The sequence below is a fragment of the Microbacterium sp. 22303 genome, assembly GCF_052045265.1.
Lineage (GTDB): Bacteria > Actinomycetota > Actinomycetes > Actinomycetales > Microbacteriaceae > Microbacterium.
On the sequence record NZ_JBQEOQ010000002.1, the window covers coordinates 151,781 to 169,976 of the forward strand.

At 70.7% G+C, this 18,196-nt stretch carries 18 protein-coding genes; 6 read left to right on the forward strand and 12 right to left on the reverse strand.

Annotation, left to right across the window (positions count from 1 at the left end):
• Window positions 1-34: 34 nt before the first annotated feature.
• A complete protein-coding gene (purB, locus tag ACTJI8_RS06440) occupies window positions 35-1,441 on the forward strand; it encodes an adenylosuccinate lyase (protein WP_440733201.1) in 1,407 nt (468 codons plus the stop codon).
• Window positions 1,442-1,562: 121 nt separating this feature from the next.
• Here the strand turns inward: purB and ACTJI8_RS06445 are convergent, their stop codons facing one another.
• The 5 genes from ACTJI8_RS06445 to manA form a co-directional block, all read right to left on the reverse strand.
• Complete coding sequence (locus tag ACTJI8_RS06445; protein WP_440732593.1) at window positions 1,563-3,005, reverse strand: MFS transporter; 1,443 nt, start codon at window positions 3,003-3,005, stop codon at window positions 1,563-1,565.
• Window positions 3,006-3,053: 48 nt separating this feature from the next.
• Window positions 3,054-3,449 (reverse strand): hypothetical protein, encoded by a 396-nt coding sequence (locus ACTJI8_RS06450; protein WP_440732594.1) that lies wholly within the window; start codon window positions 3,447-3,449, stop codon window positions 3,054-3,056.
• Window positions 3,446-4,129: an acyl-CoA synthetase gene (locus ACTJI8_RS06455; protein ID WP_440732595.1), complete on the reverse strand. Its 684-nt coding sequence runs from the start codon at window positions 4,127-4,129 to the stop codon at window positions 3,446-3,448. The genes ACTJI8_RS06450 and ACTJI8_RS06455 overlap by 4 nt, the downstream gene beginning before the upstream one ends.
• A 130-nt stretch (window positions 4,130-4,259) precedes the next feature.
• Window positions 4,260-5,231: a DMT family transporter gene (locus tag ACTJI8_RS06460; RefSeq protein WP_440732596.1), complete on the reverse strand. Its 972-nt coding sequence runs from the start codon at window positions 5,229-5,231 to the stop codon at window positions 4,260-4,262.
• Window positions 5,232-5,280: 49 nt separating this feature from the next.
• Window positions 5,281-6,453, reverse strand: a complete 1,173-nt coding sequence (gene manA / locus ACTJI8_RS06465) for a mannose-6-phosphate isomerase, class I (RefSeq protein WP_440732597.1) — start codon at window positions 6,451-6,453, stop codon at window positions 5,281-5,283.
• A gap of 178 nt (window positions 6,454-6,631) precedes the next feature.
• Here manA and ACTJI8_RS06470 point away from each other — a divergent pair, with 178 nt between their 5' ends.
• Window positions 6,632-8,377, forward strand: a complete 1,746-nt coding sequence (locus ACTJI8_RS06470; RefSeq protein ID WP_440732598.1) for an AMP-binding protein — start codon at window positions 6,632-6,634, stop codon at window positions 8,375-8,377.
• 103 nt (window positions 8,378-8,480) lie between these two features.
• On the opposite strand, the gene ACTJI8_RS06475 is transcribed toward ACTJI8_RS06470, so the two are convergent.
• Window positions 8,481-8,894 (reverse strand): winged helix-turn-helix transcriptional regulator, encoded by a 414-nt coding sequence (locus ACTJI8_RS06475; RefSeq protein ID WP_440732599.1) that lies wholly within the window; start codon window positions 8,892-8,894, stop codon window positions 8,481-8,483.
• A gap of 116 nt (window positions 8,895-9,010) precedes the next feature.
• Here ACTJI8_RS06475 and ACTJI8_RS06480 point away from each other — a divergent pair, with 116 nt between their 5' ends.
• Complete coding sequence (locus tag ACTJI8_RS06480) at window positions 9,011-9,376, forward strand: DoxX family protein (RefSeq protein ID WP_440732600.1); 366 nt, start codon at window positions 9,011-9,013, stop codon at window positions 9,374-9,376.
• 169 nt (window positions 9,377-9,545) lie between these two features.
• Here the strand turns inward: ACTJI8_RS06480 and ACTJI8_RS06485 are convergent, their stop codons facing one another.
• The 3 genes from ACTJI8_RS06485 to ACTJI8_RS06495 form a co-directional block, all read right to left on the reverse strand.
• Entirely contained in the window at window positions 9,546-10,448 is a 903-nt protein-coding gene (locus tag ACTJI8_RS06485; RefSeq protein ID WP_440732601.1) for a VOC family protein, read from the reverse strand.
• A 129-nt stretch (window positions 10,449-10,577) separates the two neighbouring features.
• Window positions 10,578-12,050, reverse strand: a complete 1,473-nt coding sequence (locus ACTJI8_RS06490) for an MATE family efflux transporter (RefSeq protein ID WP_440732602.1) — start codon at window positions 12,048-12,050, stop codon at window positions 10,578-10,580.
• Between the two features lie 135 nt (window positions 12,051-12,185).
• Window positions 12,186-12,662, reverse strand: coding sequence for a MarR family winged helix-turn-helix transcriptional regulator (locus ACTJI8_RS06495; protein ID WP_440732603.1), 477 nt, complete (start codon window positions 12,660-12,662; stop codon window positions 12,186-12,188).
• 54 nt (window positions 12,663-12,716) lie between these two features.
• On the opposite strand from ACTJI8_RS06495, the gene ACTJI8_RS06500 reads away from it, so the two are divergent.
• Genes ACTJI8_RS06500 through ACTJI8_RS06510 form a run of 3 tightly spaced genes read left to right on the forward strand, consistent with a single transcriptional unit; the run spans window position 12,717 to window position 14,535 of the window.
• A complete protein-coding gene (locus ACTJI8_RS06500) occupies window positions 12,717-13,427 on the forward strand; it encodes a hypothetical protein (protein ID WP_440732604.1) in 711 nt (236 codons plus the stop codon).
• A complete protein-coding gene (locus tag ACTJI8_RS06505) occupies window positions 13,424-14,149 on the forward strand; it encodes an SDR family NAD(P)-dependent oxidoreductase (protein WP_440732605.1) in 726 nt (241 codons plus the stop codon). Before ACTJI8_RS06500 ends, ACTJI8_RS06505 begins: the two co-directional genes overlap by 4 nt.
• Before the next feature lie 20 nt (window positions 14,150-14,169).
• On the forward strand, window positions 14,170-14,535 hold the full coding sequence (locus ACTJI8_RS06510) for a Fe-S protein (RefSeq protein ID WP_440732606.1): 366 nt from the start codon (window positions 14,170-14,172) through the stop codon (window positions 14,533-14,535).
• A 91-nt stretch (window positions 14,536-14,626) separates the two neighbouring features.
• Here the strand turns inward: ACTJI8_RS06510 and ACTJI8_RS06515 are convergent, their stop codons facing one another.
• From ACTJI8_RS06515 to ACTJI8_RS06525, 3 genes are read right to left on the reverse strand one after another with little or no spacing between them, the layout of a single operon-like run.
• Entirely contained in the window at window positions 14,627-16,933 is a 2,307-nt protein-coding gene (locus ACTJI8_RS06515; protein ID WP_440732607.1) for a heavy metal translocating P-type ATPase, read from the reverse strand.
• A 38-nt stretch (window positions 16,934-16,971) separates the two neighbouring features.
• Window positions 16,972-17,904 (reverse strand): heavy-metal-associated domain-containing protein, encoded by a 933-nt coding sequence (locus tag ACTJI8_RS06520; protein WP_440732608.1) that lies wholly within the window; start codon window positions 17,902-17,904, stop codon window positions 16,972-16,974.
• Window positions 17,904-18,113: a heavy-metal-associated domain-containing protein gene (locus ACTJI8_RS06525; protein WP_440732609.1), complete on the reverse strand. Its 210-nt coding sequence runs from the start codon at window positions 18,111-18,113 to the stop codon at window positions 17,904-17,906. The genes ACTJI8_RS06520 and ACTJI8_RS06525 overlap by 1 nt, the downstream gene beginning before the upstream one ends.
• Between the last annotated feature and the right edge of the window lie 83 nt (window positions 18,114-18,196).

Below are 18,196 nucleotides of genomic sequence, written 5' to 3' on the forward strand. Positions count from 1 at the left end.
CCGTGACGGCACCGCGGAGTATCGGACCGACGGCATGATCCACGACTCTTCCGGAGGACACCCCGTGACCGCCTCGCTTCCCGTCCAGCCTCTCAGCCCGCTCGACGGCCGCTACCGCGCCGCGGTCGCCCCGCTCGCCGACTACCTCTCCGAGGCCGGCCTGAACCGTGCCCGCGTCGAGGTCGAGGTGGAGTGGCTGATCGCCCTCACGGACCGCGCTCTGTTCGGCACCGCGCCGCTCGCCGAGGCCGACAAGGACCGTCTGCGCGGCCTGTACCGCGACTTCGGCCAGGCCGAGATCGATTGGCTCGCCGAGAAGGAGGCGGTGACCCGCCACGACGTGAAGGCCGTGGAGTACCTCGTCCGCGACCGCCTTTCGGCGCTGGGCCTGGACGCCATCGCCGAGCTCACGCACTTCGCCTGCACGAGCGAGGACATCAACTCCGCCTCCTACGCCCTCACCGTCAAGCGCGCCGTCGAGCGGGTGTGGCTGCCCGCGCTCCAGGACGTGATCGCCAAGCTCCGCGAGCTCTCGGTCGAGCACGCCGACGCCGCCATGCTGTCCCGCACGCACGGCCAGCCGGCAACGCCCTCGACCATGGGCAAGGAGCTCGCGGTGTTCGCATGGCGGCTGGAGCGCGTGGTCAAGCGGATCGAGGGATCCGAGTACCTCGCCAAGTTCTCCGGCGCGACCGGCACCTGGTCGGCGCACCTCGCCGCCGAGCCCGACGTCGACTGGCCGATGATCGCCCGCGAGTACATCGAGGGCCTCGGCATCGACTTCAACATCCTCACCACCCAGATCGAGTCGCACGACTGGCAGGTCGAGCTGTACGACCACGTGCGCCATGCGGGCGGGATCCTGCACAACCTCGCGACCGACATCTGGACCTACATCTCGCTCGGCTACTTCGCGCAGATCCCCGTCGCCGGCGCGACCGGATCCTCGACCATGCCGCACAAGATCAACCCGATCCGCTTCGAGAACGCCGAGGCGAACCTGGAGCTGTCCGGGGCGCTGCTGAACTCCCTGTCGCAGACCCTCGTCACGAGCCGGATGCAGCGCGATCTCACCGACTCGACCACGCAGCGCAACATCGGCGTCGCCTTCGGGCACTCGCTGCTCGCCCTGGACAATCTGCGCCGCGGCCTCAACGAGATCTCGCTCTCGCGCGACGTGCTGCTCGAAGACCTCGACCACAACTGGGAGGTGCTCGCCGAGGCCATCCAGACCGTGATCCGCGCGGAGGTCGTCGCCGGGCGCTCCACGATCCAGGATCCGTATGCGCTGCTCAAGGAGCTCACCCGCGGTCACCGTGTGGGCGCGGCCGACCTCGCCGAGTTCGTGCAGGGCCTGGAGATCGGCGACGCCGCGAAGCAGCGCCTGCTCGCGCTGACCCCGGCGACGTACGTGGGGCTCGCGGAGACGCTCGCGAAGTAGGGAACTCGCTCACGCCGAAAGGACGGATGCAACTCTGCAGGACGGATCCTCGGATCCTGTCCTGTGGACGTGCATCCGTCCTTTGTTCGTGAGGCTGGTTCCGGGCCCCGATGCCCCGGGCTCAGGCCTCGGCGGGTGCGGCTGCGGGCGCGCCGGAGTGCTCGCCGGCGCGGTCCTTCGGCATCGCGAGGATCGCCACCAGCATGAGCGCTGCGGTCACGGCCGCCGCGATGAACACCCAGGTCGAGGCGTGCACGACGGTCGCCGGGTCCTCGGATCCGCCACCGGAGGCGATGATCGCGTTCGAGATCGCACCGAACACGGCCACGCCCACGGCGCTGCCGGCCGAACGGGCGAACGTGTTCATCCCGGTGACCGCGCCGCGCTCGCCCCAGCCGACGGATGCCTGCGCGACGATGAGCGTGGGCGCGGCGGTCCAGCCCAGGCCGAAGCCGATCACGAAGGCGACCGCGGCGAGCGTGTAGGCGTTCGGATACGGCCCGATCAGCGCCAGCCCGATCGCGGCGAGCACGGCGATCGACGCCCCGATCAGCGCGGTGAAGCGGAACCCGTGCCGCAGATACAGCCGCCCGGCGTTGGCGGCCGAGAGCGGCCAGCCCAGGGTGAGCGCGGCCACAGCGAGCCCTGCCAGCAGCGGCGGCACCGCGATCGCACCCTGCAGATACGCCGGCGCGAAGCTCGTGATGCCCGTGAGCAGGGCGCCGATCGCGAGCGAGGCGAGCGTCGTGGTGAGGATGAGGCGGCGCGAGATGAGCCGCAGGTCGATGATCGGCTCGGCCGCGCGGCGCTCCACGAGCGCGAAGGCGACGAGCGCCAGCGCACCGCCGACGAAGCAGACCAGGCTCGGGACCGACAGCCAGGCCCAGGCATTGCCGCCCTCGAGGATGCCGAGGATGATGCCGGTCAGACCGATCGTCAGCAGCCCCGCGCCGAGGTAGTCGATCCGATGCCGATGCTTGTCGATCTGCTCATGGAAATGCCTCACCAGCATCCATCCCGCGATCAGGCAGAGCGGGATGTTGATGAAGAAAATCAGCCTCCAGGCGTCGAACTGGGCGAACAACCCGCCCAGCGCCGGGCCGATCACCGAGGACAGCGCCCAGACGCTGGCGATGTATCCCTGCACGACGGCGCGCTCGGACAGCGTGTAGATGTCGCCGACGATGGTCGCGACCATCGGCCCGACGGCCCCTGCGCCGAGTCCCTGCACCAATCGGAACAGGATGAGCGAGGTCATGCTCCACGCGAGTCCGCACAGGATGGATCCGACCAGGAACAGGGCGATCCCGAAGAGCACGATCGGCTTGCGGCCGACCGTGTCGGCGAGCTTGGAGTAGATCGGCACGCTCACGGCCTGCGCGAGCAGGTAGATCGAGAACAGCCAGGGGAACTGCTGGTAGCTGCCGAGATCGCGCACCACGCTCGGCACGGCCGTGGCCAGGATCGTCGCGTCCATCGCGATGAGACCCATCGCGAGCATGAGCGAGAGCAGCACCGGGCCGCGATCGGATCGGAGTCCGACAGAGGCGCGATCGATCGTCATGCTCACCCTGGGGTCAAGGCGTTCCGGATCCGGGCTATTCCCGGTCGACTACGCCTTCGGCGCGTCGCCCTCCGCGGATCCGGATGCGTCGTCCGAGTCGGCATCGACCGTGCCCGTCGTTCCCGGTGCGGCTGCGGTGTCGTCGACCTTGTCATAGAGCACCGGGCGGTCGTGGGTCTTGGTGAAGTCCGCAGGGTCCACCGCAAGGATCAGGATCGAGAGGATCAGCAGGGCCGCGATGAAGATCCCGCCGGTCACGATGAAGGCGAGGTTCCACGGCGGGATGGCCGCGTAGGTGCCCTTGTCGACGGCGCGCATCACCTTGTCGGTGAAGGCGCCCGTGGCGATCAGCGTGACGACGCCGGCGAAGACGCCGCACAGCAGCGACAGCCCGATCAGCTGCACCGGCCGGAACAGATCCCTGCGCCTGGTCTTCTCGGTCATGCGGATCCTTCGTTCTCGGCCGGCGCCGTGCCGGCGGTGTCGATGCCCGAACCAGTGGAGCGGGAGCGGGGGCTGAGCCCTGCGATGCCGAGGAACACCGCGACGACGGCGGCGTACGCGCCGAAGATGCCCACGGCCAGGGTGATCCCGGTCAGCGTGAACGAGCCGGCCTCGGCGATGGAGTAGTTGAGTGCGTAGGTCGTCGGCACGCACAGCAGACCGACCGCGAGCGCCAGGCTCAGGGATCCGATCAGGATCGCGTCGCGGGCGCCGTCGGCGACGACCGCCGGCGCGGTCCCGGCGCGGGCCTGACGGCGGGCACGGAGTCCGGCGAGGAGCTCGACGAGCCCGCTCAGCGCACCCCACGCGATCACGACGACGAAGAACAGGGGCGTGGAGCGCCACGCGGGCACTCCCCCGGCCATGCCGGTGATGACGGAGATCACGGCGAGCAGCACGTGCGGCCAGCGCCAGCCCGCGGGCGCCACCAGCCATGCGGCGAGCATGTGGATCAGCGCCGTGACGAGAGCGAAACCGCTGAACACCGAGAGCCCGACGACCGCCGAGTGGTTCGCGGTGAACGTGATCATGAGCGCCGCGACGGCGGCGAAAACGGCGCGCGCGAGCTGCACGGTGCCCATGGACATCGTGCGCAGCTGGAACGTGCGGGTGGCGGGCATGACGGATCCTCGGGTCCCTGTGCTTCGAGCCCGTCGCGCGGTCTCGGGGACCAGGCCTCAGTAACCGCTTCGACGGGTTCTACGGCCGCCCCGATGGACGGGCGGACCCTGCCAGTCTACGCGCGTGATCCTAGGCGCCCGCTCGGGAGGCAGGCTCCGGCGCATCCGGATCCCGATCGCCCGCATCCGCATCCGGATCCGGATCCTCGGCGGTGCGTCCGTCCTTGCGGCGCGGTTGCAGCTCGCTGAGCAGGGTGCCCGCGATGATGAGGGCCGCTCCGAGGATGGCGAGCGGCGGGATCCGCTCCCCCGCGATGCGCCCGACCACGCCCGCCCACACCGGTTCGCCGGTGTAGATGATGGTCGCGCGGGTCGCGGAGACCGAGCGCTGCGCCCAGTTCATCGTGAGCTGGATCAGACCGCTCGCGACGCCCATGCCGAGACCGGCGAACAGCCAGACCGGGTCGAAGGCGGGGATCGCCTCGCCGACGGCGGGCATGGTGGCGAAGCCCAGCAGCGACGCGGTGAGCAGCTGCACCACCGTCAGCCGCCCCACGTCGAAGCGCCCGCCGAAGAGGCTGATCAGGATGATCTCCCCCGCGATCGGCAGCGTGCTGATGAGGGTGAGGATCTCGCCCTCGCCCAGCTGGATGCCGCGGGATCCGATGCCGGCCACCAGCAGCAGGCCGACGAACGCCAGGCCCGCCCCCACCAGGGTCAGCGCCCTCGGCGGCTTGCGCAGCACCAGCCACTGCAGCAGCGGAACGAGCGGCACGTAGAACGCGGTCATGAACGCGCTGGTGCTGGAGTCGATCGTCTGCAGGCCCGCGGTCTGCAGACCGTAGCCGCCGTAGATGGCGGCGCCGATGGCCGCGCCGGCCCCGAACTCGCGCCACGTCATCCCGTGCAGCGAGCGCCAGAAGACCGCCGCGGCGAACACTCCCGCCGCGAGGAACCGGAACCCCACGAAGAACCACGGCCCGGAATGCTGCATCGCCGTGTGCACGACGAGGAACGTGCCGCCCCAGATGATCGTGATCCCGACGAGGGCCCACTCCTGCACGGACAGTCCCAGGAGGCGACGGGAGACGGGGCGATTCACGGTAATACGTTACGGGGTCGGGCGGTGCCGCATGCGCGAGCGCGTGCGCTCAGCCGGCGGTGGACTCCGCGGTGGCGATCCAGAGCCGGCCGGATCCGGTCACCTGCACGTGCGCCGGCCGGCTCACGAACACGGAGGCGGCGCGGGGCACGTCCGCTGTCTCGTCGCCGGCGGACAGGGTGAACGATCCGTCCGTGGCGATCGCGATCGAGGGGCCGGCCAGCGCGATCTCGGCCGCGCCGGTGACCGCGAGCAGCTCGAACGGCACTTCGGCGCCGGTGGCGTGGATGCGCGGGCGGTAGCCGAGCACGTTCTCGGCGACCTCGACGGGGACGAGGTGGTCGTCGTCCGACGCGGTGAAGGTCAGCACGCGCTCGAGCTCGGCGGTGTCGACGTGCTTGGGGGTGAGCCCGCCGCGCAGCACGTTGTCACTCGGGCCCATGAGCTCGACGCCGGCTCCGCGCAGATAGGCATGGATGTTGCCGGCGGGCAGCCAGAGCGACTCCCCCGCGGCGAGCGTGATGTGGTGCAGCATCAGGGCGACCGCGATGCCGGGGTCGCCGGGGTAGGCCTCGGCGAGGCGCGTGATCAGCTCGAAGCGGCCGTCACCCGACGCCGCGGCCACGAGCGCGGCGACGGCGAGGTCCACGGCCGCACCGCCGGCCAGCAGCCAGGAGAACCCGGCGCGCAGCCCGTCGGGGCCGGCCAGCTCCTCGCGCCAGGGCGCCAGCGAGTCGGATCCGGATCGCGCCGCGAGGGCGTCCACATCGGCGAGGATCTCGGCGACGGGACGGAAGCCGCACAGCGCCTCGAAGCCGTCCTCGAGGGCGACGATCAGCTCGGGCTTGGCATAGGGATCCTTGTAGTTCCGGTGCGCGGCGGTGAGAGGGATGCCACGGGCGTTCTCATCGGCGAATCCGGCCTCGGCCTGGGCCGGGGTGGGATGCGCCTGGAGCGACAGGGGCGCGCCCGACACGAGGATCTTGAGCAGGAACGGCAGGCGGGAGCCGCTCTCGTTCTCCCAGTCCAGCAGCGTCGCCCAGGGTTCGCCGGCGACGGTGCGCGCCGGGGATCCGGGGTGCGCGCCGAGCCACAGCTCCGCCTCCGGGCCGCCGGTGCCCGCGGTCCCGAGCACGCCCGCGACGCCGTCCAACCGGCCCCAGGCGTAGTCACGCGGCTCATTGCCGATGGGGACGAACAGCGGGCTCGAGGGGGCACTCATGGGTCTCCGTTCAGCGGATGCAGAGGGTCCCTGCCAGCGTATCGAGCGTCGCCGCGGCGGGCCGCCCCGTTTCGAAGCGCGCGAATTGCCGTGACCCGAGGCCGGGAAGGGTCATTCGCGCGCTTCGAAACGGCGATCAAGGCGCGCGGATCCGCGGGATCCGGACGAAGATGGCTCCATGAGCCAGCCCCGCCCCGCCACCGCCGCGACCGCCGCGATCCGCTCCGCCCGCGACCTGCTGCTCGCGCACGCCTCCGATTACGCGGGCGCCCGCGCGGTCTTCCACTGGCCCGCGCTGTCCGAGTTCAACTTCGCCCTGGAGTGGTTCGACGTCGTGGCCGGCGAGACGCCGAACCGGCCTGCGGTGCAGATCGTCTCGGCCGATCTGACGAGCAGAAGCTGGACCTACGGCGAGCTCGCGCGCCGCTCGAACCAGGTCGCGAACTGGCTGCAGGGCCTCGGGATCCGCCGCGGTGACCACGTGATCGTGATGCTAGGCAACACGATCGATCTGTGGGAGACGATGCTCGGCCTCACCAAGGTCGGGGCGGTCGCGATCCCCACTTCGACGCTGCTCTCCCCCGCGGATCTGGCCTACCGCGCGGAGAAGGGCGAGGCACGCGCGATCGTGACGCTCGGATCCCTCGCCGACCGCGTCTCCGAGCTGCCCGAAGACATCGAGCGCATCGCCGTGCCCGACACGTCTGGCGCGGCGGCGCCCGCCGGCTGGCACGACTTCGCCGGCTCGAACGACGCCGAGAACGACTACGAACCCGACGGTCCCACCCCGGCCGGTGACACGAGCCTGCTGTACTTCACCTCGGGCACGACCAGCCGGCCGAAGCTCGTGCAGCACACGCACGTGTCGTATCCGGTCGGGCACCTGTCGACCATGTGGTGGCTGGGCGTGCGCGAGGACGATGTGCACCTGAACATCTCCTCGCCCGGCTGGGCCAAGCACGCCTGGTCGAGCTTCTACTCGCCGTTCCTCGCCGAGGCCACCGTGTTCGTCTACAACTACGACCGCTTCGACGCGAACACGCTCATGGAGGTCATGGAGCAGCACCGCGTCACGACGTTCTGCGCCCCGCCGACGGTGTGGCGCATGCTGATCCAGGCCGATCTGAGCCGGCTCCCGCACCCGCCGCGCGAACTCGTCGGCGCCGGCGAACCGCTGAACCCCGAGGTCATCGGTCGCGTGCGTCAGGCCTGGGGCGGCACGATCCGCGACGGCTTCGGGCAGACCGAGATGACGGCCTGCGTGGGCAACTCGCCGGGCCAGGTCGTGAAGGACGGATCCATGGGTCGCCCGCTGCCCGGATACCCGGTGGTGCTGGTGGATCCGGTCACCGGGGCGCGCGTGGACGGCGACGCGGATGGCGTGGCCGAGGGCGAGATCTGCCTCGACCTCGCGGAGCGCCCGCTCGGGCTCATGGCCGGGTACTACGCGGATCCCGATGCCACCGCGCGCTCACGCGAGGGCGGCTTCCACCACACGGGCGACATCGCGACCCGCGACGCCGAGGGGTACCTGACGTACGTCGGGCGCGCGGACGACGTGTTCAAGGCGTCCGACTACAAGATCTCGCCCTTCGAGCTCGAGTCGGTGCTGCTCGAGCACCCGGACGTCATGGAGGCGGCGGTCGTGCCGAGCCCGGATCCGACCCGCCTCGCGGTGCCGAAGGCGTATGTGCTGCTGACCGCGTCGGCGCACGACGACCTCACCGCGACCGCCGGCTCGATCTTCGCCTACGCCCGAGGCCAGCTCTCCCCGCACCTCTGGGTGCGGATCATCGAGTTCGTGCCGGAGCTGCCGAAGACGATCTCCGGCAAGATCCGCCGCGTGGATCTGCGCGCTCGCGAGGCCGAGCGCATCGCGAGCGGCGACGAGTCGGGCCAGCACCACGACCGCGACCACCGCTGACCGGGCCGCTCCCCTGTCGTTTCAGAGCGCGCACTTTGCTGTGGATCCGGCCCGGATCCAGCCATTTGCGCGCTTCGAAACCCTGAGGGGCTGCGAGCGGACGTCAGCGCGCGTCGTAGTCGGCGCGGGACTGCTCGATCGTGGCGTGGTTGGCGATCGCCCACTGTGCGATCGTGTGCGCGATCTCGACGAAGGTGCTGCCGAGAGCCGTGAGCCGATACTCCACCCGTGGCGGGACTTCTGCGTAGGCGGTGCGGATCACGAGCCCGTCGCGCTCGAGCTGGCGCAGCGTCAGGGTGAGCATGCGCTGGGAGATCCCGGGGATGTGCCGCAGCAGGTCGCTGAACCGCATCACGTCGTCGCCGAGGGTGGCGACGACCAGCAGCGACCACTTGTCCCCTACCCGGTCGAGAACGTCGCGGATCATGCGCCCCACCTCGGGACCGCCTGGCTGCCCCTCGCACGAGCGCTCGTACTCGGAGAGATCCGCAGGCGCGGCGGGCGCCGGCTCGCTCACGGTTCTGCCCCTGTGCGCCGGTGACACCGATGTGCCTTTTGTACGCGTCTCCACGATGCTCCATCCTTTACTTACTGATCGTAACAAGGTGACGATCGATAACAAGAAGGAACCTCATGCTGATCGCCCTGTGGATCGTCAACGCGCTGCTAACCCTCGCCATGCTGGGCGGCGGCGGCATGAAGCTGATCACCCCGAAGCCGGTGCTCGCCGAGCGCGGGATGGCCTGGACCGAGGACTTCTCCGCAGGCTCGATCAAGGCGATCGCCGCCCTCGAGGTCGTGGGCGCGATCGGGCTCATCCTGCCGCTCGCGACCGGGATCGCCCCGATCCTCACCCCGCTCGCCGGCGCCGGTCTCGCAGTCATCATGCTCGGCGCCGTCGTCGTGCACCTGCGCCGCAAGGAGACGGCGACCCCGGCGATCGTCCTCGCCGTGCTGGCCGTGGCGAGCGCGGTGCTGGGCTTCCTCGCCATCCGCTGAACCCGCTCGCCGCGCTCCCGGATCCGGCTCAGGTCGCGATCCTCGAGTTCAGGTCGCACTATCTGCTGTTCCCAGCCGCCGGAAACAGCAGATATTGCGACCTGAACGATGTCATCGCGACCCGAACGAGGGGATCCGGCGCCGGCGGAGCGGCCGGGGTCCGGGCGGCTCAGAGGTCGGCGATGACGATCCGTCCCATACGCATCAAGTGCTCGTACGCGTTCGGCCGTTGCATCAGCTCGCCGAGATTCGCGGGCACGACCTGCCAGCTCACGCCGAACCGGTCTACGAGCCAGCCGCACTGCTCGGCCTGCGGCACGGCGCTGAGCGCCTCCCAGATCCGGTCGATCTCCTCCTGTCCGTCGCAGTCGATCTGCAATGAGAACCCGGGAGTGAACGTGAAGTCCCTGTCGACGGGAGAATCGAAAGCCGCGAAGCGCTGCCCGGCGAGCAGGAACTCGGAGTAGATGATCGGCTCGTCGACGTGCGGAGGCTCGGTCACCGGATACTCGACCTGACGGGTGATCCCCGACGGCGGCAGCAGCTCGCCGTACAGCCCGATCGCCTCCTGCGACCTGTTCCGCACGGGCCCGCCGAACACGAGCATCGGGGTGATCAGCGGCGCGGGCTCGGCATCGCGGTCCATCAGCTTCAGCTGCCAGCTGACCCCGTAACGATCCTCGACCCAGCCGTACAGGCCGCTGAAGAAGTACTCCCCAATGTCCATCAGCACGAGGCCGTCTTCGCCGAGTCTGGTCCAGGTGCGGTTGATCCAGGCCCGCGCGGCATTCTCATCGTCGAAGCGGCGCGGATCCACACTCAACAGAAACGAGATCGCCGGGTTCGGCGCGAATTCGGATCCGGCGTTGATCAAGGTGATCCGGTAGCCGTCGATCTCCACGTCCACGGTGAGCGGCTTCCCGGCGAACGAGCGCTGGAACTCCGGCAGTCCGTCGACGGGGTAGCGCGCGACGACCCGCGAAGTGGTGCGGTCGAACACCGACGCGTAGAAGGCCCCGGCCTCCTCGGCAGCATGGTCGCACCAGATGTTGGGGGTGATCCGCTGGGTCATATGGGGGAGCTCCTCGCACGCCGACGGTCCCCCCAAGAACTCCAGAGTGCTCGACCGCACGCTCTCACCGCAAGCGCCCGGCGGAGATCGGAGCACCGTGCGGGGTTCGCGGTCAGCCCCGGTCCGCCCTCAGCGCCGTCCGACTTTGAGCCGAGGCTTCGCCCTCACCACCGGAACGGAGGCCGTGATGACGGCGTCGACGACCATGGAACCGTCGGTCGGGCCGATGACCGGGATCGCGGTGGTCGGGGTGACCTCGATCGGATCCACGGGCATCCGCGCCAGTTCGCGATGCGCCTTCACGTACGCGGGGATGAGCAGCGCCGCCGCGCCCAGCCACGCGAGCGGGTTGCTCAGCGCGACGCCGGGGTAGCCGATGAGGGCACCGAGCACGACGGCGGCCCCGACGCGCATCACGAGCTCGATCACGCCGGTGACGGTCGGGATGAGCGTGTGCCCGAGGCCCTGCAGGACGCCGCGCAGCACGAACAGCACTCCGAGCGCGGTGTAGCTGACACCGTTGATCAGCAGCATGAGGGCGGCGAGGCGCACGACCTCGTCGGATCCGTCGCCGATGAACACGCGCACCATCGAGGATCCGAACAGCACCAGCAGCGCTCCGAGCACGACGGCCGTGATGACGGCCATCCAGATCGCCTGCGTCACGCCGCGGCGAATGCGGTCGGGCCGACGTCCGCCGAGGTTCTGCGCCGCGTACATCGAGGCGGCGAGTCCGATCGAGGCGAGGAACGCGACCGCGATGCTGTCCACGCGGGAGGCGGTCGTGTATGCGGCGACGGCGACGGGGCCGAGCATGTTCAGCGCGACCTGCACGGTGATCGTGCCGATCGCGATGATCGAGGCCTGGAAGCCCATCGGGAGGCCGAGGCGCAGGTGCTGGACGATGTCGTCGCGGGTGACCCGCCAGTCGGCCCGGTGCACATGCAGCACCGGGAGCTTGCGCCACACGTACACGAGGCACAGCACGACCGAGACGCCCTGCGCGACGACGGTGGCCCAGGCGGCGCCCGCGACGCCCCATTCGAACGTGCCGACCATGAGGATCACGAGCACGATGTTCAGCGCGCAGGAGACGGTGAGGAACACGAGTGGGGTGCGCGAGTCGCCGATCGCGCGGATCACCGCGGAGAGGTAGTTGAAGAACATGATCGTGCTGCCGCCGATGAAGGTGACCTGAGTGAACACGGTCGCCTCGGGCATCAGCACCTCGGGCGTCTGCAGCAGGGCGAGCAGCGGCGCGGTCACGAGCGGGGCGCCGACCGAGATGATGATGCTCGTCGCGGCGGTCAGCAGCGTGCCCGTGGCGACCGACCGTCGCACCGCGGCGTGATCGCCCGCGCCGTATGCCTGCGCGGTCGGGATCGCGAAGCCGCTGCTGAGTCCCCATGCGAAGCCGATCAGCAGGAAGATCAGGCTGCCGGTCGCGCCCACGGCGGCGAGCGAGTCGACGCCGAGATGGCGGCCGACGACGATCGCGTCGGCGAACTGGTAGAGCTGCTGCACGACATTGCCGATCAGCAGGGGGACGGCGAAGGCCAGGATGACGCGCCAGGGGCGGCCGGTGGTGAGGGACGTGGACATGCGGAACTCTTCGGGCGGGGATCGGCGGGGGACGAAGCAAGGCCCGCCGTGATCGGTCACGGCAGGCCGTTTCCCATGGTATCGAATCGATTCGGTGAATCGGTAGGGGGTGCGGGAACTTTCTGCCGGGTCGGGTCAGTCGGTGCGACCTCCGCCGCCGTATCCGCGATGCACATCGGGATCGAGTCCGTGTGCGGCGGCGAGGCGGGTCACGAGGGCGGCGAACGCCTCGCGCTCGGCCGGATCCAGAGGGCTCAGGACGTCGGCGTTCTGCTGCTCCGCCGCCGCGCGGAGGGTCCGCAGAGTGGCACGGCCGTCCTCGGTGAGATCGAGGCGGTGGTGGCGGCGATCGTCGGGATCGCGTGTCCGCGACACCAGGCCGGCCGCCTCGAGAGTGTCGACGAGCACGACCACCCGGCTGGGCACGGCGCCGAGCCGGTCCGCCAGCGCCCGCTGACTGAGCCCGGGGTTCTGCATCAGGATCCGCAGCACGCCGGCCGTCGCCGGGGTGAGGCCGGCCGGCTTCACGAGTTCGGCGAATCGCGCGGAGGCGAATGCGCCGAGCTGGGACAGCAGGAACCCCGTGCGTGCGGGTCGGCGAGCGGCATCCATGGGTCCAGCATAGTCCTCTTGACAGAATGATTCATGCCATGCATCATTTCAGTCATGACCGATTCTTCGCCTGCTTCCCGTCGCCCCGGCGGGCCCCCGCTGGGCCCGCTCGCGATCGTCGCCTTCGCCCTGACCATCGCCGGCGTCGTGGTGCTGCTCGTGGGCACCGGGTCGGTTCCTGCGCCGTTCGCCTCCGCCGCCGACGTCGCGAGCTGGTACACCGCCCACGCCCTGCCGATCCGCATCGCGGCGACTCTGCAACTCGGCGCCGCCGTGCCGCTGGGGATCCTCGCCGCCTCGATCTACGCCCGCCAGCTGCGCCTCGGCGTGCGCGTGCCCGGCCCGGTCATCGGCCTGTACGGCGGGATCGGCGCCTCACTGCTGCTGCTCGTCTCGGCCCTCGTGACCTGGGCGCTCGCCTCCGGTCCCGATGCCGCCGATCCCGGCAGCGCCGCGACCCTCGGGCGACTCGCCTTCGGGCTCGGCGGTGTCGGCTACGCCGTGGGCATGGGACTGCTGATCGCCGGCATCGCCGTGCCGGCGTTCATCCTGCGGCTGATCCCGCGCTGGCTCGCGCTGGCCGGGCTCGTGCTCGCGGCCGTGGGCGAGCTGTCGTTCCTCTCGCTCGTGATCGACCCGCTGCAGGCGCTGTTGCCGATCGTGCGCTTCGGGGGCGGAGCCTGGCTGATCGCAGCAACGTTCCTGCTGCCCCGGGACAGGCCGCGGCGAGGTCCGCGCACCGCGGCCGCGGAGGACGCGTCATGAGCACCGCGCTCGTCGTCGGCGCGAACGGCGCCATCGGCGAGGCCGTCGCACCCCGGCTCGCTGCGGAAGGGCATCGGATCCTCCTGGTATCGCGCCGACCGGATCCACTGGCCGCACTCGCGGACGCGCTGCGCGGCGACGGTCACGACGCGGAAGCGGTCGCGTTCGACGCCGCCGAGGCGGGCGCGCTGGCGGAGTTCCTGGCCGTGCACGCCCCGGAGGGGATCGACGTCGCAGTGAACAACCTCGGCATCGCGCACCTGCCTCGTCCGCTCACCGAGATCGACGACGTGGAGTTCGCCCAGGTGCTCGCGGTCGACCTGCTGGGCCTGTCCCGGTGCCTGCGCGCGGAGCTCGCTGCGATCCGCGACGGTGGGGCCGTCGTGAACGTCGCTTCCACCGCAGGCCTCGGCGGTGCCCCCGGCATGTCGGCCTATGCCGCCGCCAAGCACGGCGTCGTCGGCCTCACCCGCACCACGGCGCTCGACGAGGCCGCCCGGGGCGTGCGCGTGAACGCCGTCGCGCCGGGGCCGATCGCGTCGGGCTCGGTGCTCGACCAGCCCGCGGAGGTGCGCGAACGCATCGGCCGGTTCATCCCGATGCAGCGGATGGGGCGCCCCGAGGAGGTCGCCGAGGCGATCGCGTGGCTGGCCTCACCCGCCGCATCCTTCGTGACCGGCGTGGTGCTGCCCGTCGACGGCGGCAAGACCGCCGCGCTCTGACCGATCCGAACGGAGACCTCATGGACCTGTTGACCCTGCTGCGCGAGTTCCTCGTGCTCGTGCACCTCGTCGGCTTCGCTCTGCTGCTCGGCGGCTGGGCCGCGCAGGCGGTGCGGCGACGCTACGTCACCACGACCCTGTTCCGCACGGGGCTGGGGGTGATGATCGCGTCCGGACTGCTGCTCGCGATCCCCTTCCCCGCCGGCGTGCACCTCGACTACCTCAAGCTCGGGGTGAAGCTGGTGGTCGCCCTCGCCATCGGCGGCGCCTTCGGCGTCGTCATCACGCGGGAGCGCGCCGGCCGGCCGACCGCCACGGCCTTCTGGACGATCGGCGCCCTCGCCGTGCTGAACGCCGGGATCGCGATCTTCTGGCACGGCGCCTGACCGGTCGCCCGGCGCCCCCATTTACGGGTCGTCCCCCTGAGCACGGTCTATAGGTCGTGCTCAGGGGGACGACTCGATGAAGGAGGGGCGCTCAGCGGAATCGGCGCAGCCTCAGGCTGTTGCCGACCACGAACACGCTGGAGAACGCCATGGCGGCCCCCGCGAGCATCGGGTTCAGCAGGCCCAGCGCAGCGATCGGGATCGCGGCGACGTTGTACGCGAAGGCCCAGAACAGGTTCGTCTTGATCGTGTCCAGCGTGCGCCGGGAGAGCCGGATCGCGTCGGCCGCGGCGCGCAGGTCGCCCCGCACGAGCGTGATGTCGCTCGCCTCGATCGCGACGTCGGTTCCCGTGCCCATCGCCATGCCGAGGTCGGCGGTGGCGAGCGCCGGAGCGTCGTTCACCCCGTCCCCGACCATCGCCACCACGCGACCCTCGGCCTGCAGCCGGGTGACCGCGTCGACCTTGCCCTCGGGCAGCACCTCGGCGATCACCTCCTCGATGCCGACCTCCGCGGCGATCTGTCGGGCGACCGCCTCGTTGTCGCCGGTGAGCAGGATCGGCGTGAGGCCGAGGCGCTTGAACTGGGCGACCGCGTCGGTGCTCGTGGGCTTCACGGTGTCGGCGATCACGACGATGCCGCGGGCGGATCCGTCCCACCCGACCGCGATGACGGTCTTGCCTCCCGCTTCGGCCTCGGCCTTCGCGGCCGCAACCCGGGGGCTCAGGCGCTCCGCCCAGTCCGCGAGCAGCGCCTCCCGGCCGACGAGCACGGCGTGCCCGTCGACGATGCCCTGCACACCGCGGCCCTCGAGATTCTGGAAGGACTCGACCTCGGGAAGCGGATCCGCGGTCGTCCCGTCGAGTGCTCGAGCGGCCGAAGCCGCCACGGCGGCGCGGGCGACGGCCTGCGCGATGGGGTGCTCCGACGCGTTCTCCAGCGCACCTGCGAGACGCAGCAGCTCGGCCGGATCCGTTCCCTCCTCCGCGATGACGCCCGTGACCTCCATGCGCCCGCTCGTCACGGTGCCGGTCTTGTCGAGCACGATCGTGTCCACGCGGCGGGTGGATTCCAGCACTTCCGGACCCTTGATCAGGATCCCCATCTGGGCGCCCCGCCCTGTACCCACGAGCAGCGCGGTCGGCGTGGCGAGGCCCAAGGCGCACGGGCAGGCGATCACGAGCACGGCGACCGCGGCGGTGAACGCCGCCGTGGCGGGGAAGCCGGCTCCGAGCCAGGCGCCGAGCGTCACCACGGCGATCGCGATCACGATCGGCACGAACACGCCGCTGATCCGATCCGCGAGGCGCTGCACCTCGGCCTTGCCGGTCTGGGCGTCTTCGACGAGTCGGGCCATCTGCGCGAGCTGCGTGTCGGATCCGATCCTCGTCGCGCGGATCACCAGGCGCCCGCCGGCGTTGACGGTCGCTCCGGCCACCGCGTCGCCCGCGCCGACCTCGACCGGCACGGATTCACCGGTGAGCATCGACGCGTCCACCGCGGAGGATCCGGAGACGACGACACCGTCCGTGGCGATCTTCTCACCCGGACGCACGACGAACTCGTCACCGGCTGCGAGCTGCGCGATCGGGATCCGGACCTCTTCTGTCCCGGAGCCCGCCCCGGTCCCGGGGCCCGCCGAAGGCCGCAGCACCGCCACATCCTTCGCGCCGAGCTCGAGCAGTGCGCGCAGCGCCGCGAACGCACGCCGCTTGGAGCGCTTCTCGAAGTACCGTCCGGCCAGGATGAAGACCGTCACGCCCGCACCCACCTCGAGGTAGATGTTGCCGCTGCCGTCACCTCCTGAGCCTGTCGAAGGATCAAGGGTGAACGAGAACTCGTGCCGCATCCCCGGCATGCCCGCGGCGCCGAGGAACAGGGCGTACAGCGACCACCCGAACGCGGCGAGCGTGCCCATCGAGATGAGCGTGTCCATGGTCGCGGCCCCGTGACGCAGGTTCAGCCACGCGGCACGGTGGAACGGCCACGCGCCCCACACGATCACGGGTGCGGCGAGCGCCAGCGACGCCCACTGCCAGTACGTGAACTGCAGCGCGGGGATCATCGCCATCGCGATGACGGGCACCGTGAGGATCGTGCTGACCAGCAGCCGGGTGCGCAGAGAGCGCAGCTCCGGGTCATCGGCCTCCGGATCCGGCCCCTCGGCCGTCTCGGGGAGCGCGGGCTTCGGGAGCACGGCGGAATAGCCGATGTCCTCGACCTGGGCGATGAGCGTGGACGGGTCGAACCCGTCCGGCAGCGACACCTTCGCCTTCTCGGTCGCGTAGTTCACCACAGCGGTGACCCCGTCGAGCTTGTTCAGGGTCTTCTCGATGCGGTTCGCGCAGGAGGCGCAGGTCATCCCGCCGATCTCGAGCTCCACGCTGTTCGCGTTCATGGGTGCGTCTCCTTTCGTTGCAGGTCGGTCGCGCCGGGTCAGTGGGCGCGCGTCGTCGTGTCGAGGACGAAGGCGGCCGTGTGCACGGCTCCCTCCACCTGGAAGTCGAAGTAGAGCAGGTAGCGGCCCTCAGTGCCCACGTGGGCGGAGAAACGGACGTCGGGTCCCGACGTCGCGCCGGGCGTCGGAGCCGCGCCTTCCGGATGCACGTGCAGGTAGGCGAGGTCGCCCTCGCGCAGCGCGACGAGGTGCCCGTAGGCGCCGAGGTAGGGCTGCAACGTGGTGACGGGAGCGCCGTCGCGACGGACCGTCACGGTCAGCACGGAGGCGGATCCGGGCTCGAGAGAGCCGTCGATGCTGACGTCGAAGCCGTCGGCGTTCGCTCGGGTGCTCGTCGCGGGGACGACGGGTGCGAACAGGCCGGCGACGTCGATCGTGCGGGTGAGGGTGACCGGATCCGCACCCGCGGCCGCGAAGTCCGCGAAGACCCGGTACGTCCCGGCGGCGTCCCACGCCCAGGGAATGCTCCAGGTGCCGGTGGCGGTGTCGAGCACGGGGTGCACGTGCCGGAACCCGGTGCCGTCGCTGCGCACGACTATCAGGTGCAGATCCTTCTCGTGCTGCGGCGTGTAGGCCGTGACCGGGGCGCCTGCGGCGTCGAGGATCCGGAAGCTCAGCGCCCCCAGCTCCCCCACAGCGCCAGGCGCGGAGACCGGAGGGAGCGTGTACCCGCGGGCGGAGAGGGACACGCCTGCGAGGCTCTCCCCCGCCGCCGCGTGCGCGCTGTGGTCCATGGATCCCTGTGCGCCGGATCCGTGCGCGTCGTGCTGGCCCATCTCGGTCTCCTCCTCGTGCATGGTGTTCTGCGGTGCGGCGTCGCGCGGGGCGACGAGTGCCGCGGCGCCGAACGCCACGGCGAACGCCGCCGCGAGCCCGGCGCCGTAGAGGCCCAGTCGTCCCGCGGCGTTCATCAGGCGTGAACCGCCCGGTAGCCGGCCTCGTCGACCGCGGCGAAGACACTCGCGTCATCGAGACCCGTCGTGGACGTCACCACGAGGCGGCCGGTCGACGCGCTCACCTCGATGCCTTCGACGCCGGCGATCTTGCCGACCTCCCGGCGCACGGACATCTCGCAATGCCCGCAGGTCATCCCGGTCACCTGGTACTCGGTGGTGGTCATGTCATCTCCTCCGTTCGATACCCCGTCCGGGTATCCGATGGTCACAACCATATACCCCCCAGGGGTATTCCGCGCCCCACGAG